The sequence below is a fragment of the Cupriavidus phytorum genome, from assembly GCF_003254285.1.
Taxonomy (GTDB): domain Bacteria; phylum Pseudomonadota; class Gammaproteobacteria; order Burkholderiales; family Burkholderiaceae; genus Cupriavidus; species Cupriavidus phytorum.
The window spans coordinates 225523-239255 of record NZ_QKZN01000007.1; the positions used below are offsets into that span (position 1 = coordinate 225523).

14 protein-coding genes are annotated in these 13733 nt (G+C 69.0%); 7 read left to right on the plus strand and 7 right to left on the minus strand.

Going from position 1 to position 13733, the window contains the following annotated elements; translation table 11 throughout:
* Nucleotides 1-141 precede the first annotated feature (141 nt).
* The 3 genes from C7416_RS19245 to C7416_RS19255 all read left to right on the plus strand — a co-directional run bounded on the left by C7416_RS19245 (nucleotide 142) and on the right by C7416_RS19255 (nucleotide 2729).
* Complete coding sequence (locus C7416_RS19245) at nucleotides 142-429, plus strand: helix-turn-helix domain-containing protein (protein ID WP_174549330.1); 288 nt, start codon at nucleotides 142-144, stop codon at nucleotides 427-429.
* Nucleotides 426-1745: a type II toxin-antitoxin system HipA family toxin gene (locus tag C7416_RS19250; protein WP_111520395.1), complete on the plus strand. Its 1320-nt coding sequence runs from the start codon at nucleotides 426-428 to the stop codon at nucleotides 1743-1745. The genes C7416_RS19245 and C7416_RS19250 overlap by 4 nt, the downstream gene beginning before the upstream one ends.
* 75 nt (nucleotides 1746-1820) lie before the next feature.
* Nucleotides 1821-2729, plus strand: a complete 909-nt coding sequence (locus tag C7416_RS19255) for a DMT family transporter (protein WP_111520396.1) — start codon at nucleotides 1821-1823, stop codon at nucleotides 2727-2729.
* A gap of 38 nt (nucleotides 2730-2767) precedes the next feature.
* Here the strand turns inward: C7416_RS19255 and C7416_RS19260 are convergent, their stop codons facing one another.
* The 4 genes from C7416_RS19260 to C7416_RS19275 form a co-directional block, all read right to left on the minus strand.
* Nucleotides 2768-5047 carry a xanthine dehydrogenase family protein molybdopterin-binding subunit gene (locus C7416_RS19260; protein WP_111520397.1) on the minus strand — a complete coding sequence of 760 codons (2280 nt, stop codon included), beginning with the start codon at nucleotides 5045-5047 and terminating at the stop codon, nucleotides 2768-2770.
* The gene (locus C7416_RS19265; protein ID WP_111520398.1) at nucleotides 5044-6144 is read right to left on the minus strand and encodes an FAD binding domain-containing protein; all 1101 of its coding nucleotides are present in this window, start codon (nucleotides 6142-6144) and stop codon (nucleotides 5044-5046) included. The genes C7416_RS19260 and C7416_RS19265 overlap by 4 nt, the downstream gene beginning before the upstream one ends.
* Entirely contained in the window at nucleotides 6141-6683 is a 543-nt protein-coding gene (locus tag C7416_RS19270) for a (2Fe-2S)-binding protein (RefSeq protein ID WP_111520399.1), read from the minus strand. Before C7416_RS19270 ends, C7416_RS19265 begins: the two co-directional genes overlap by 4 nt.
* Nucleotides 6684-6859: 176 nt before the next feature.
* Entirely contained in the window at nucleotides 6860-7873 is a 1014-nt protein-coding gene (locus C7416_RS19275) for an AraC family transcriptional regulator (protein ID WP_240988266.1), read from the minus strand.
* Nucleotides 7874-8030: 157 nt separating this feature from the next.
* Here C7416_RS19275 and C7416_RS19280 point away from each other — a divergent pair, with 157 nt between their 5' ends.
* The 4 genes from C7416_RS19280 to C7416_RS19295 are packed head-to-tail and all read left to right on the plus strand — an operon-like array spanning nucleotide 8031 to nucleotide 10915.
* Nucleotides 8031-8375, plus strand: a complete 345-nt coding sequence (locus tag C7416_RS19280; RefSeq protein ID WP_111520401.1) for a hypothetical protein — start codon at nucleotides 8031-8033, stop codon at nucleotides 8373-8375.
* On the plus strand, nucleotides 8365-9036 hold the full coding sequence (locus C7416_RS19285; protein ID WP_111520402.1) for a Dabb family protein: 672 nt from the start codon (nucleotides 8365-8367) through the stop codon (nucleotides 9034-9036). Before C7416_RS19280 ends, C7416_RS19285 begins: the two co-directional genes overlap by 11 nt.
* Nucleotides 9033-9911, plus strand: coding sequence for an SDR family NAD(P)-dependent oxidoreductase (locus C7416_RS19290; protein ID WP_111520403.1), 879 nt, complete (start codon nucleotides 9033-9035; stop codon nucleotides 9909-9911). Before C7416_RS19285 ends, C7416_RS19290 begins: the two co-directional genes overlap by 4 nt.
* 5 nt (nucleotides 9912-9916) lie before the next feature.
* On the plus strand, nucleotides 9917-10915 hold the full coding sequence (locus tag C7416_RS19295) for an NADP-dependent oxidoreductase (protein ID WP_240988265.1): 999 nt from the start codon (nucleotides 9917-9919) through the stop codon (nucleotides 10913-10915).
* A 25-nt stretch (nucleotides 10916-10940) separates the two neighbouring features.
* On the opposite strand, the gene C7416_RS19300 is transcribed toward C7416_RS19295, so the two are convergent.
* The 3 genes from C7416_RS19300 to C7416_RS19310 are packed head-to-tail and all read right to left on the minus strand — an operon-like array spanning nucleotide 10941 to nucleotide 13705.
* A complete protein-coding gene (locus tag C7416_RS19300; protein ID WP_111520404.1) occupies nucleotides 10941-11564 on the minus strand; it encodes a 2-hydroxychromene-2-carboxylate isomerase in 624 nt (207 codons plus the stop codon).
* Nucleotides 11561-12883 (minus strand): MFS transporter, encoded by a 1323-nt coding sequence (locus C7416_RS19305; RefSeq protein ID WP_111520405.1) that lies wholly within the window; start codon nucleotides 12881-12883, stop codon nucleotides 11561-11563. Before C7416_RS19305 ends, C7416_RS19300 begins: the two co-directional genes overlap by 4 nt.
* Nucleotides 12884-12925: 42 nt before the next feature.
* Nucleotides 12926-13705: an aldolase gene (locus tag C7416_RS19310; protein ID WP_111520406.1), complete on the minus strand. Its 780-nt coding sequence runs from the start codon at nucleotides 13703-13705 to the stop codon at nucleotides 12926-12928.
* Nucleotides 13706-13733 lie beyond the last annotated feature (28 nt).

Sequence of the window (13733 nt, forward strand, 5' to 3'; positions counted from 1 at the left end):
GCTCTCTGGCCACCGAAGCTGCCATGTACTATCATTCCATAGAATTATTTCTTACTGAAAAAGCTTCTATCGAATGAAATGCATGAGACCTGCCAAGATCGGTATCATTCCAAAGAATGATTTTTACCATTGACTAATGCTATGTCATTAATCTCCCAATGCCGCCAGCTGCGCGAAGCCAGGGGCAAGAGCCTGGGCGAACTCGGCCGCATCCTCGGCATGGCGGCGCAAAACCTGTCGGCCATCCTGCTCGGCAAGAAGGACAGCCGCGCTTCCACGCTGGAAGCGCTGGCCGCCGCGCTCGACGCGCAGTGGGTGCTGGTGCCCAACGAACGCCTCGCCGAAGTCCGCCAGGTGCTGGAAGGCAAGGGCAGCGGCCCCGACCGCGGCGCCCGCGCCGCGCTCGACATCTTCCTGGATCAGGAATGAGCTACGCCCTGCATCCCCGCTTTCTGGAGGTTCGGCTATATGACCGGCTCTGCGGCTACCTGTGCGAGGCCGGTGGCAATGTCCGCTTCGTGCCCGCCGATGAATTCCGCGGTGACACCGACCGCCCCACGCTGAGCCTGTCGATCACCGTGCCGACCGAAGCCGGCCGCCGCGCCACCGCCGAGGTGCTGGACAACCCCTTCCATCCCGCGGTCTACAACACCGGCCATGAGTTGCCGCCCTACTTTGCCGGCCTGCTGCCCGAAGGCGAGCTGCGCAAGCGGCTGGAGGCCACCCGCAGCCACCCCGAAGACAAGGACGACTTCGGCATCCTGGCCTCGGCCGGCAACGACCTGCCCGGAGCCGTGGTGGTGCGGCCGGCGGACATCGGCGCCCTGCCCGCCTATGCCCGCGCCTATGGCGTGACCGGCGGCGCCGACAACCTGGAGATCGCCGTGGTCGAGGGCGCCACGCAAGGGGCCGCGTCGGTGTCCGGGGTGCAGAACAAGCTGGCGCTGTCGACGGTGCAGGACGGCAAGCGCTACACGCTGCCGAGCCACGGCAAGCTGTCCGACATCATCGCCAAGCTGCCGGCCAGGAACGACGACGCGCAGGTGTTCAACGAATCGGTCTCGATGCAGCTCGCGGCTGCCGCGGGCGTGCATGTCGCGGCCACGCGCGTGCTGCCCATGTCGACCATCGCGGTGGAGGGACTGGCCGAGGCCCTGGGCGAGGACCTGCACTACCTTGCCGTCGACCGCTTCGACCGCACCCCGGCCGGGCGCGTCCATGCCGAGGACGGCTGCCAGATGCTGGGCCGCATGCCGGCCCGCAAGTACGCCAGCATCGACGGCTACGTGCAGCTGGTTGCCACGCTGTACCGCCTGAGCCCGAGCGGGGTCGAGCATGTGCGGCAGTTCTTCCTGCGCCAGGCGGTCAATACGCTGATCGGCAACAGCGACGCGCACCTGAAGAACTTCTCGGTGATCTACCCCAACGGCGTACTGCCGGTGCTGTCGCCGGCGTACGACATCGTCTGCGTGGCCGCGCTGCCCGGCTTTGCCTCGTACGGCCAGAACGTCGCCATCGACCGGCTGCAGCGCGAGGAAACCCTGGCCATGTACGAGGCGATCGCCGAGAAGGCCGGCGTGCCGCGCCGCATCGCCACCGCCGCGGTCAGGGAAGCGGTGGCGCTGGCGCATGCGCGCTGGCCGCGCCTACTGGACGAGCTCGACGCACCGCCTGCCATCCGCGAGGTCGTCACCGGGCGCCTGGCGACGCTGCCGCTGGCGCGCGCCGCGCGCGCGGGCCGGTGAGTGCCCGTGCCGCGTAGCGGCACCTGAAGCATCGCCATCGCGGATAATGCGCCATCCACCCATTCACCTCACCCCATGTCCACCAGCAGCCCCGGCACCCGACGCATCGACTGGACCACCCTGTTCCTGCTGACCTTTCCCCCGCTGAGCTGGGCCGGCAACGCCATCGTGGGCCGGCTTGCCGCCGGCACGGTGCCCCCGGTCGCGCTGAACTGGGCGCGCTGGGTGCTGGCCGGCATGCTGCTGGCACCGTTTGCCTGGCGCGGCGTGGTCGAGCACCGCGCGGTGCTGCGCCGGCACGCGGGCGTGATCACCGCCATGGGCATCCTGTCGATCGCCAGCTATAACGCGCTGCAGTACCTGGCGCTGACCAGCTCGACGCCGATCAATGTGACGCTGATCGGCGCGTCCACGCCGCTGTTTCTGATCGTGATCGGCGCGCTGTGTTTCGGCGAGCGGGTCCGGCCCTGGCATGTCGCCGGCGCGCTGCTGTGCATGGTCGGCGTGACCTTCGTGCTGGTGCGCGGCGAACTGGCGCGGCTGGCGCAGCTGGACCTGGTGCCCGGCGACCTGTTCATGCTGGCGGCCACCATCGCATGGAGCGCCTACACCTGGCTGCTGCGCAAGCAGCGTCCCGCGCTGCCGCTGCCGGTGCTGCTGTTCGCGCAGATCGTCACCGGCGTGCTGGCCAGCGCGCCCGTGACCGCATGGGAACTGCTGACACTGGAGCAGCCGCTGCAATGGAACGGCAAGGTCGCGGGCATCCTGCTCTATGTCGCGACCATCCCGTCCCTGCTGGCCTACTTTGCCTGGGACCGTGCCATCGCCCGTGCGGGCGCGCAGCTGCCGGTGTTCTTCATCACGCTGACGCCGGTCTTCGCCGCGCTGCTGTCGACGGTGCTGCTGGGCGACTGGCCGCGCTGGTACCACGGCGTCGGGCTGGCCGCGATCGCGGCCGGGATCTGGCTGGCGCAGCGGCGCTGACGGCGGCCGGTCCACTCGGAGCCCTCAGCGCGCCCCCCTCAGCGCGCCATGACCTTGTCCGGCGTCATCGGCGTGCTGCGCAAGCGCCTGCCGGTGGCGTGATAGATCGCATTGCTGATCGCGGCGGCAACGCCCACCAGCCCGATTTCGCCCACGCCCTTGGCGCCCAGGCTGCTGACCACGCGGTCGTCCTCGTCGACGAAGATCACGTCCAGGTCCTGGATATCGGCGTGCGAGGCGATGTGGTACTCGGCGATATTGCGGTTCATGAAGCGGCCGAGCGCATGGTCGCTGTGCGTTTCCTCGTGCAGCGCCTGGCCGATGCCCCACACCATGCCGCCGAGGATCTGGCTGCGCGCGGTCCTGGGGTTGATGATGCGGCCCGCCGCCACCGCGCTGACCACGCGCGTCACGCGCACGGTGCCCAGCGCCTCGTCGACACGCACCTCGCAGAACACGGCCGAGTGCGCGGCGCGCGTGTACTGCTTCTGTTTGAAGATATTGGGCAATTGCAGGAACGATGCCTCGATCTGCTGGCGCCGGGTCGCTGCCAGGATGCCGGTCAGCGGCAACGACACGCCGGGGCTGGCGCGCAGGCTGACCCGGCCGTGCTCGAACACCAGGTCCTCGTAGCGCGCGCGTTCGAAGCCGGCACCCTGCATGCGCCGCGCCATGTGCCACAGCATCCGGCGCAGCTTGTCGCACACGCCGTCGACCGCACTGCCGACCGTGGCCACATGCGCCGAGCCGCCCTCGACCGGCGCCACCGGCAGCTCCGAATCGCCCAGCACGAACGTCACCTGCTCCAGCGGCAGGCCCAGCGACGCGGCGGCGATCTGGCTCATCACCGTCAGCGTGCCGGTGCCGATGTCGGTGGCCGCGCTGGCTACTTCGAGCCGGCCATCGGCGCGGAACACCGCGCGGGCACGGCTGAACATCTGCAGCGCATCCCAGGTGCCGCTGGCCATGCCCCAGCCGATCAGCTCGTGGCCATCGCGCATCGCACGCGGCTGCGGCGGCCGCCCGGCCCAGCCGAACCGTTGCGCGCCCTGCGCGTAGCATTCCCGCAGTGCCTTGCTCGAGAACGGCAGGCCGCTGGCGCCGTCGCGCTCGGCGTAGTTTTTCAGCCGCAGCGCGAGCGGGTCCATCCCCACCGCATAGGACAACTCATCCATCGCCACCTCGATCGCATGCACGCCGTGCGCGGCGCCCGGCGCACGCATGTCGGCCGGCGTGGGCTGGTCCAGGTCGACCAGTTGATAGTCCTGCCGGCTGTTCTCGGACGCATAGAGCTGCGTGGACCAGTTGACCACCACTTCGACGTAGTGCTCCATGCGCGAGGTCTCGGCCACGGCTTCATGGATCAGGCTCACCAGCCTGCCATCGGCGTCGGCACCCAGCCGCACGCGCTGCCAGGTCTCCGGCCGGTGGCAGAAGGTGAACATCTGCGGCCGCGTCAGCACCACGCGCACCGAGCGCTCCAGCGCCAGCGCCGCCATTACCGCCAGGATCAGCTGGTACTGCGGCCGCAGCCCCGAGCCGAACGCGCCGCCCACGTATTCATTGCGCACCGTGACCTTGCGCTTGGGCAGCCCGAACACGCGCGACACCATCCAGCGCGAATTCTGCGAGCCCTGGGTCTTGTCATAGATGGTCAGGTGGCCGTCGCCGCCGCGGATCACCGTGGTGGCGTGCATCTCCATCGGGTTGTGGTGCTCGACGCCGCTGTAGAACTCGGCGTCGACCTGGCAAGGCGCGCGCGCGAAGGCGGCGTCGGCATCGCCGCGCGCCCTCGGTGGGCTGGAATAGCCCGCCTTGAAGCGCATCGGCTTGCCGGAGCGGCCCAGGTGGGCCAGCAGGCTGGTCTCGTGCCGCCACGCCTGGTAGCGCACGCGCACCAGCGTCGCGGCATGGCGCGCCGCCTCGAAGGTCTCGGCCACCACCAGCGCGACCGGCTGCCCGCTGTACCAGATGCGCGCGTCGTGCAGCGGCTTGAACGGCGAACCGGCGGGCGCGACCATGTCCTTGTAGAACAGGTCGAGCGAGCGCATGCGCGGGCGGCGCTCATGGGTCAGCACCTCGAGCACGCCCGGCACCGCCAGCGCCTCGCTACAATCGATCGACACGATGCGTCCGCGCGCAATGGTGCTGTTCACCACCACGCCGTGCGCGAGGTCGAAGGCCGGATGCTCGGCGGCATAGCGCGCGGTGCCGGTGACCTTGGCCACGCCATCGACGCGCGGGACCGGCGTGCCGATGCCGACCGGCCCCGTGCCGGGCCGTGCGCGCGGCGTGCATTGCGGGATCATGTCGTTCATGGCTGCTCCTCCTCGCTGAAGGCGTCTTCGCCGGTATTGCTGAGCACGCCGGCGACTGCCATTTCCAGCGCGCGCACGATGGCGCGCTCGGCCAGCGCAATCTTGAAGCTGTTGCCGGGCAGGCTCTCGGGCACGGCCGGGCCGCCCCAGGCGCGCGCATCGCGCAGCACGAAGCGGGCCGCGGCGGCAAAGTGTTCGGCCGTGGCGGGCCGGCCCTGCAGGTGCGCCTCGGCTTCGGGATCGCGCCACGGCTTGTGGGCCACGCCGCCCAGCGCGAGCCGCGCGGCGCGCACGGTGCCATCGTCGGCGAGGTCCAGCGCGGCGGCCACCGACACCAGCGCGAACGCAAACGACGCGCGCTCGCGGATCTTCAGGTAGCAGGCATGGCGCGCGAACCCGGCGGCGGGCGGCAGCACGATATGGGTGATCAGTTCGTCGGGGCGCAGCGTGGTGTCGATATGCGGCCGGTCCTCCGGCAGCCGATGGAATTCATGGAACGGGATCTCGCGGGGGCCGCTGGCCGATGCCACGTGCACCACCGCGCCCAGCGCCGCCAGTGCCACGCACATATCCGACGGGTGGGTGGCGACGCAATGCTCGCTCGCGCCGAGGATGGCATGCTGGCGCGCCAGCCCGGTCGCCGCCGGGCAGCCGCTGCCGGGCTCGCGCTTGTTGCAGGGCACGCCCGGATCGTAGAAGTAATAGCAGCGCGTGCGCTGCAGCAGGTTGCCGCCGTTGGTCGCCATATTGCGGATCTGTGCCGAGGCCCCGGCCAGGATCGCCGCGCGCAGCAGCGGATACTGCGCGCGCACCAGCGGGTGCTGCGCGGTATCGGCGTTGCTGGCCAGCGCACCGAGCCTGAGCCCGCCCTCCGCCGTGGCCTCGATCATCCGCAGCGGCAGTTGCCTGACATCGACCAGCGCGGCCGGATGCATCATGCCGCCCTTCACCAGGTCGATCAGGTTGGTGCCGGAAGCCAGGAAGTGCGGCGCGTGGTCGTCGCCAAGGCTTTGCACGCCGGCATCCCGCTGCGCCGCGGCGATCGACTGCAGCGCCGCTTCCACCGTGGCCGCGCGCTCATAGCGGAACGGGTTCATGATGGCTCCTGGTCGCGCTCGGTCAGCCCGGCGACTTCGGCGATCGCCTCGACGATCTGCGCATACGCGCCGCAGCGGCACAGGTTGCCGCTCATGCGCTCGCGGATCTCCTGCCGGCTTGCCGGCGGATGCTCGTTCAGCAGGCCCAGCGCCGAGCACAGCTGTCCCGGCGTGCAATAGCCGCACTGGAACGCGTCGTGGTCGATAAAGGCCTGCTGCAGCGGATGCAGCGCGCCCGTGTCGCGATCGGCCAGCCCCTCCACGGTGGTGATGTCGGCGCCGTCATAGGATACGGCCAGGCACAGGCACGACTTGATGCGCCGGCCGCCGACCAGCACCGTGCAGGCGCCGCATTGGCCGTGGTCGCAGCCCTTCTTGGTGCCGGTGAGCTGCAGTTGCTCGCGCAGCAGGTCCAGCAGGATCACCCACGGAGCCAGCAGCAGCTCATGGGTGATGCCGTTGATGTGCAGCGTGGTGGGGATCTGTTGCAGTGCGCCGGCCTGGGATGCCGGGGGAGCAAGCGGGTCTTCCAGTGCCATGGGCGCCTCCGCTGGGTCACGTTCATGGGGAATGGAACGAAGGCAGCAAGCGTCATGCCATCAGGCTTCGCCGGCTTCACCACGTTGCATCGGACGAGCGGCGCGTGCCGCCGTGCCGGCCGGCTTTGCACATATTGCCGCCGGCGCCTTGCACGAATTACCGCAGTGCCGCCGGCTTACCCTGTGGCCTTGCCCTGGCTGGCACGCCTGAATTGCGTGGGCGCGTGTCCGGTCCAGCGCTGGAAGGCGCGGCGAAAGGCTTCCTCGCTGGCAAAGCCAAGCTGCTCGGCGATCCTGCCGACGCTCCAGGAGGTGGTGCGCAGGCATTGCTCGGCGTATTCCTGCAGGCTGTGCTCGCGCAATTGCCGGTAGCTGCTGCCGTCCGCCGCGAGCCGGCGGCGCAGCGTTGGTTCGCTGACATCGAAGCGCGCTGCCAGCTCCGCCAGCGTCGGCAGCCGCGCGCCATGCACCAGCGCCGCGTGCAGCGTGCCGCGCACTTGCTGGCTCAGCGACACCACTTCGACCGGCGCTCCGACCAGCCGGTAAGGCAGGTCCTTCAGGAAAGCCTGAAGCTCCGCGGCCTGGCGCACCACCGGCCGGTCGAGCAAGGCCGGGTCGAAGTCGAAGCCGTAGGCCGGGTTGCCGGACGTCACCGGCGCATGGAACAGGCCGAGGAACGGCAAGGCGTCCTCGCGCCGCGGATGCGCTAGGCTGACCCGGGTCGGGCGTATCGGCTGGCCCACCAGCCAGCCGAACAGCAGCAGATAAAAGAAGAGTCCCGTCAGGTCCACCAGGCAGGCGGCCGACGATTTCACCCGCCGCAACGAGTCCATCTGAAAGACCGCCTGGCCCGCGCGCTCGCCCAGGCTGAGCGCGCCGGCGCGCGGATACAGCATCGCGCAAAAATCGGCCGCGCAGTGGATCGCCTCGCGCAGCGTCTGGCAACTCAACACGCAGCGGCACAGCAGATCGACTTCCTGCTTGCACATGGGCGGGTGGCCGTCGCCTTTGGCGACCAGCGCTTCCAGCCGCTCGATCGCGGCGCGATAGAGCGCGGTGAACTGTGCCGGCCGCGGCGGTTCTGTGCCAGCGGCCGGCACCTCGACGCCCTGCCGTTTCAGCTCGTCCAGCAAGCGCTGCACCATGCCGTGCGGAACAGGGACGGGATTCCCCGGGATGTGGGCGTTCATGGGCGCTGGTCGTGATTGCTTCGGTAGCGGTGATTGATCGTCCGGGTAGGGGTGCGTGGCCAACGGGCCTTCCATAATCGTCCCGGCGGCCATGGAGGTTGCCATGCGCGCAACACCATGCCTATACGGGACAACCCATGAGAGAACCCACGCAGCCATGATCCACGTACTCGATGAAATCGTGCTTGCACCAGCCCACCTGCCCACGGTGCTTGACCTGCTGGAATCCCGCTACCTGCCCGGCAGCGCCGCCAGGGGCCTGACGCTGCTGCAGCGCTGGGTGTCGCCACCCGTGGCGCTGCCAGATGCGCCCAATACGTTGTGGCTGCTGTGGCAAGTGCCGGATGCGCCAGGCTATTACGCCATGCGCGCCGGCATTGATGGTCCCGCCCTCGCTTTCTGGTCGACGGTCGGCTCCCTGTGCGAATCCCGCCGCCGCCATGTAATGGCCGCGGCGACCCCCGTGCTGCCGCAACCGAAGGAGCCTTGCGATGCGCCTTGAGACTGCGCAACTGCGCCTGCGCACCGGCATTTGCGACGGGATGCCCGACCCCGGGCCAGCCCTGCTCGACCGCGTTGAAAGGCTGCCCGGCCTGCACCAGGTGGCGCTCGGCCGCAACCTGACGGGAAGCTGGGGCGCCGGCGACTACACGCTCGATCTGCAATTCAAGACCGACTCGTCCGGCGCACAGGCCGATGCCTCCGGCCTCGCCGCGGCGCTGGACGGCATCGCAACGGCCGATCACGTCGCCTATCGCGCGATCGCGGGCGGCACGCGTGCGCCGCAACTGCGCGACGGCGTCTGGCGCACGCTGATGTTCCGGGTCCGCCCTGAAGCGCCGCCCTGGCAGGTCCACGCGCTGGAGCAGGACCTGCTGCGGATGCCGGCGTACATGCCCGGCATCCGCAACTGGCGGCTGGCCCGCGTGTTGTCGCCCGGCGCATGGACCCATGTCTGGCAGCAGGAATTCGCCGGCACGGACGACCTGCTTGGCGAATACCTGATGCACCCGTTCCATTGGGGACGGGTCGACCGCTGGTTCGACCCGGAGTTTCCGGAATGGACGGTCGAGGCGATCTCCCATGCCTTCTGCCCGCTCGCGACCAGCCTGATTGTCAGCCAGATTGCCAGCCACAACCACAAGGAGGAAAGCGCATCATGACCGCACACGGAACACTGGCAGGAAAGATCGCACTGGTGACCGGCGCCAGCCGCGGCATCGGTCGTGCCATCGCGCAGCGCTTCGCGGCGGAAGGCGCGCTGGTGGTGGCCAGCGCACGGCGCATCGGCAACTCCGGGGACGATCCTGGCACGCTGGCCGAGACCGTGGCGCTGATCACGCAGCAAGGCGGCCGCGCCATGGCGCTGGCGGCGGATCTGGAGGATCCCGCGCAGCGCGACCATCTTGTGTTGCGGGCCGCCGAGGCCGCTGGTGGGCTCGACATCCTGGTCAACAATGCCGGCCTGGCCGAATACAGCCCCATCGACGCGATGCCGCTGGACACCTTCGACCGGACCGTGGACCACTACCTGCGCATCCCGTTCGTGCTGAGCCGCGCCGCGATACCGCTGATGCGCGCGCGCGGCGCGGGCTGGATCCTGAACCTGGGCTCTGTCACCGCGCTGTCGCCGGCGCGACCCTACCAGGACTTTGACCGCACCGGCGGCGTCACCGCCTACGCTGCCGTCAAGGCGGCCATCAACCGGTTCACCGAAGGCCTGGCCGCGGAACTGGAGGCCGATGGAATCGCCGTCAACTCCGTGGCGCCGAGCACCGCGATCCTCACGCCGGGCAGCGAGCGCTATATTCCCGACGGCTATCCCACCGAGCCCGTGGAATACCTGGTGGAAACCGCGCTGACGCTGTGCAGCGTGCCGGCACGACTGCACACCGGCCAGATCGCCCATAGCCTGCACTTCCCGCTTGCGCACGGACTGCAGGTCCGCGCGCTCGACGGCAAGGGCAAGCTGCCGCCGCCCGTCATCCCGGCCTGGGCGCATCCGGCGCTGGGCCAGCCCCAACCGTCGGCGAGGTAGGCCTCATGCAAGAGAACATGCGCGCGGTCCTGATCGACCGTCACGGCGGCCCCGAGGTCATCCGGCTTGGCCAGGTCGCAAGGCCGGAGCCGGCTGCCGGCGAAGTGCTGATCCGCGTCGCCTGCGCCGGCGTGAATCCCGCCGACTGGAAATGCCGCGAGGGTTATCTGAACGCCTTCATGCAAGCCAGCTTTCCCTTCGTGCTCGGCTTCGATGCCAGCGGCGTGGTGGCCGCGGTCGGCGCCGGCGTCACGGGCTTCGTGCGCGGACAGCGGGTGTTTGCGCAAACCGGGGTCGGCGCCGGCCAGTGGGGATCGTATGCGGAATACGTTGCCGTCGGCCAGGATTGCGTGGTGCCGATTCCCGACAACGTCGGGTTCGACGAAGCCGCGGCGGTGCCGACCCCCGCGCTGGCCGCCTGGACCGGACTCTTCGATGACGGCGGACTGCGCCCGGGCCAGACTGTGCTGGTGCACGGCGGCGCGGGCGCGGTCGGCACGTTCGCCGTGCAGCTGGCCAGGGCCGCCGGCGCCACCGTCGCCGCCACCTGCAGCGCGCCCCGCCGCGACGCGCTGCTGGCGCTCGGCTGCGACCTGGCCATCGACTACCGCGCAAGCGATATCGGTGGCGCCGTGCGGGCCTGGGCGCCGGCTGGCGTCGACCTGGTCCTCGACACGGTCGGATGCGGCACCTTGCCGATGGGGCTGGACCTGCTCCGGCCCGGCGGCATCCTCGTGGCCATCCTGACGCTGGCCAGCGGCGACCACGGCCCCGATCCCGCCGAGGCGGCGCGGCGCGGCGTGCGCAGCGCCGTCGCGTTCAGCAAGATGCCAAGCGGCGTGCGGCTCGCGGAAATCGCCGCGCTGATGAACGACGGGCGTTTGCGGCCGCCTCGCATCGAATGCCTGCCGCTGGAACAGGCCGGGCACGCGCTCGAGCTGGTGCGATCGGGCCAGGCGGCGAGCAAACTGGTGCTGCGTGTCGCCGGGCCGTGGAACGCGTGAAGGATCGAGCGGGCGCGTGCTGCCGCTATCCGGTCCGGGCGGGGCTTCGCGCCCGGATTGCGTCCTCGAGCATGTCGAGCCGGTCCTGGCCCCAGAACAATTCGCCTTCGAACACATAGGTGGGCGATCCGAACACGCCGGCGCCGACGGCCTCATCGGTGTAGCGCCGGTACCGCATTCCCGCTTCGCTGGCGCGCGCCAGCTCCATCACACCGCTGCCGTCCAGGCCGAGGCGTTCGAGGATGGCTTGCAGCGTCGGCTCGGCCGAGATGTCCAGGTCCTCGCACCATTCGGCGCGGAGAATTGCCTTGTACAGCGCCAGCACGGGCAAGCCCAGCCCATCGGCAGCGATCACGATACGAGAGGCGAGCTCCGCGTCCGGACACATGTACCTGGGCGTGGGGTTAACGTAGATTCCGAGCTTCCGGCACCATCGCTCCAGCTCGACGATCCGATAGCGCTGCCGCTCCGCTGAACGCTGGCCCAGCAGCACGCCTCCGGTCCGCGCATACACTTCGGGAAGATCGACCGGCTTGTGCCGGATTTCCACTCCCGTGCGGCGAGCCAGCGCATCGAGCCTGTCGGCGCCCAGGTATGCCCAGTCGGAATTGAGCCAGAAGTAGTAGTCGATATGCGCACCGGCGTTCATACCCGCTCTCCCTTTGCCAGCGGGGCCGCGTGCCTGGCCCCGTTCACATCGCGCATCAGTGCCGTACTGACAAAGGCGATCACGCTGAGCGCACCCAGGTACCAGACGATGTATGCGGGATCGCCGCCGCCATGATTCAACAGCGACGTGGCCACGATGGGCGCCAGGCCCCCGCCGATCGCACCGGACACCTGCACCGCGATCGAGATGCCGCTATAGCGCACCTCGGGCGGAAACTGGGCGGAGAACAGGCTGCCTTCAGGGCCGTACAGGCAGGCGTAGACGAGACCGATCGCAATCGCCATGGCGATCGTGACGTTGCCCGCATCGAGCGTTTGCAGCAGCGCGAAGAACTGCGGCGCAAAGACCAGGATCCCTACGGTGCCGGCCATGAATACCCACTTGAAGCTGAAGCGGTCTCCCAGGATGCCGAACAGCGGCATGGTGAACATCGCGACCGCGGCGCCCCAGACCGTGGCATCGAGCATCACGGTCTTGGCTATGCCGAGCGTGCCCGTGGCGTAGGCCAGGGCAAAGGTCACCACGGTGTAGAACCACGTGACTTCCGCCAGGCGGCCACCGACCACGGTCAGGACCTGGCGCGGATAGCGGCGCAGCACCACCAGCGCCGGCATCTCGACCTTCTCGCCAGACTTTTTCATCTGCTCGAAGTCCGGCGATTCGCTCACCTTCGCACGGATGAACCAGCCTACCGCCAGCAGCACCACGCTCGCCAGGAACGGCACGCGCCATCCCCACGTCAGCATGTCCTGCTCCGGCAGCGTCGCGACCATGCCCATCGCCAGCGAGGACAGGATCAGGCCCGGCGCCACCCCGGCCTGCGGCAGGCTGCCAAAGAAGCCCTTCTTGCCTTCGGGGGCGTGCTCGACCGCCATCAGCACCGCACCGCCCCACTCGCCCCCGACCGCGACGCCCTGCAGAAAGCGCAGCAGCACCAGCGCGACCGCGGCCCAGTAACCGATGCTGTCATAGGACGGGATCAGCCCGATCAGGATGGTCGGGATGCCCATCATGAACAGCGTGATCAGCAGCATGGACTTGCGTCCGACCCGGTCGCCGAAATGGCCGAAGACGATGCCCCCCAGCGGGCGCGCGAAGAAGCCGACCGAGTAGGTGGCGAACGCCGCCAGGGTCCCGGTCAGCGGATCGAAAGAGGGAAAGAAAATCTTGTTGAAGATCAGGGCCGCGGCGGTGCCGTAGAGGAAGAAGTCATACCATTCGATGGTCGTACCCATCATGCTGGCGAGGCCTGCCGTGATGTAGTGGCGGCGCGAGCGCGTGCCTTGTTGCGTGGTCATCGTCTTGTCTCCTTGTTTGTTCTGATGCGTGCTGCCCGCGCGTCACGGCTTGACGTACGGCGCGATGCCGTGCGTCTGGCGCGCCCAGTACGCGAAAGTGGAGTTGACGATGGACGGCTTCAGCAAGTAGTCGTGCGCCTCCCTGGCCAGCGCGTCATCGACCGGCGTGAGCGGACCGAATGCCTGCGCGCGGATCTGCATGCGCGCAGCGCGCTCGAGATAGACGGACAGGTAGGTCGCCTCTTCGCAGGTCTTGCCTGCGGTCAGATAGCCATGGTGCGCGAGGATGATCGCACGCTTGTCACCGAGCGCTTCCGAGATGATCACGCCCTCCTGGTCTGCGATCGGAACCCCCGGCCAGTCGCCGAGGAACGCGCAGTCGTTATGCAGGGGGGTCATGTCCATCTGCGCGATGACCAGAGGCTGGCGCGCGGCAGCGAGCGCGCTGGCCCACGGCGAATGGGTATGGATGATGGCGTTGACGTCCGGCCGGGCGTCGTAGACCCACAGGTGGAAACGCGTCGCCGGATTGGCCATGCCGCCGCCGGTGAGCGTGTTGAGATCGCGGTCGACCTCGATAAAGTCCGCCGGCGTCGCTTCGTCGAAGCCGAGCCCGAAACGCAGCGTCCAGTAAGCGCCCGGCCGTTCGGAACGGACACTGATCTGTCCCGCCAGGCCGGCCTCCTGCTCCGTCATGGCGAGGATGCGGCAGGCATAGGCCATGGTTTCCTGCGTGCTGCGCGACTGGCTCGGCAGGTGCTTCGCCATGTCGCTGGACGCGCGCTGGTCGAAATACGACTTGTCTCTGAGGGGGGCGTTCATACTGGTTGTCTCCGGGTTTTCCCTGCGA